The 1,409-nt window shown below is 50.2% G+C and carries 2 protein-coding genes; both read left to right on the top strand.

From position 1 onward, the window contains the following. Positions 1 to 674: Hsp70 family protein (locus IQ242_RS24750; protein ID WP_193961777.1), on the top strand; the 674-nt coding region annotated here is incomplete at its 5' end. Between the two features lie 228 nt (positions 675 to 902). Then, positions 903 to 1,409, top strand: a 507-nt coding sequence (locus tag IQ242_RS24755; RefSeq protein WP_193961778.1) for a DnaJ domain-containing protein, incomplete at its 3' end; no start/stop codon positions are given.

Raw genomic sequence — 1,409 nt, forward strand, 5'->3', positions numbered from 1 at the left:
CCCCTAGGGGTATGCCACAAATCGAAGTGGCCTTCGAGATCGATGTTAACGGCATCTTGAAAGTGGCCGCCAGTGACCAAGGCACCGGCAAAGAACAAAGCATTTTAATTAGTCATACTGGAGGGCTGAAACCGAACGAAATTGAAAAAATGCGCCTAGAAGCCGAAAAATACGCCGAATTTGATCGCGGTCGTCTGCAAATGATCGATATTCGCCAGCAATGCGATAGTCTTTTCTATAGCTACGAAGTCACCCTCAGGGAAAACAGCGAGTTAGTTGCCCCCGATATCCGGCAACTGGCCGACCAGAAGCGACAACAGTTGGAAATCGCCCTGCGCGACCCTTCCATATCCCCAGAAAAGCTAAAAACCATCCTGGAAGAATTTCGTCAGATTGTCCTCGAAATCGGTACCCGCATCTACAGGGGTAAACAAGAGGACACCCAAATCCTCAACGGTACTGGTTTTGAATCGATCGATGTCACCGAAAAACTGACCCGACCCACCCGCATCCGGACCACTCCCCCCAATATCTTCGCCGACGGGCCAACCCTCTCCCACACTAGAACCAGAACCTATAGTAATCTGGAAACTAAAGCCAGCGAATCGGGCAGTGATGATCACCCCTACGATGGCGAAGAAATGAGTGCCAGTGACTACGAGGCCGTAGATTAAAAAGGATCAGTGATCAGTGATCAGTAATCAGATGTGAGTTTTCAGCTTTTTTATCCCCTTCTCCCCACACCCTTCTCCCCACTCCCCCACACCCCACTTCCCTATCACCCCACTTCCTTACCAAAAAAATAGTAGGGATAACCCAACTAAACTATTATGTATAGTTTGTTAAAGTAACAACTAGACTTAAACTTTATTTATAAATTGCCAGCAGAACCATAGCCCCCTATGCCCACTGATTACTACGAAATTCTAGGTGTCTCGCGAGATGCGGGCAAAGAAGACATCAAACGCGCCTATCGTCGTCTCGCCCGAAAATACCATCCCGATGTTAACAAAGAACCAGGAGCCGAGGAACACTTCAAAGAAATTAACCGCGCCTACGAAATTCTCTCGGAACCGGAAACCCGCAATCGTTATGACCGCTTTGGTGAGGCCGGGGTTTCTGGAGGTGCTGCCGGTTTTGATCCCGACAATATGGGCGGTTTCGCCGATATATTTGAGACAATCTTTAGTGGTTTTGGGGGCATGGGCGGCCAAGCAACGGCCCGCCGACGCACAGGCCCTACCCGGGGCGAGGATCTACGTCTCGATTTTCGACTAAAATTCCGCGAGGCGGTCTTTGGCGGCGAAAAGGAAATCCGCATCCGTCATCTGGAAACCTGTCAAACCTGTAAAGGCAGCGGGGCCAGACCAGGAACCAGTTCCCGCACCTGCACTACTTGCAGTTGTACG

The organism is Microcystis sp. LEGE 08355, from assembly GCF_015207185.1.
GTDB classification, from domain to species: domain Bacteria; phylum Cyanobacteriota; class Cyanobacteriia; order Cyanobacteriales; family Microcystaceae; genus Microcystis; species Microcystis panniformis.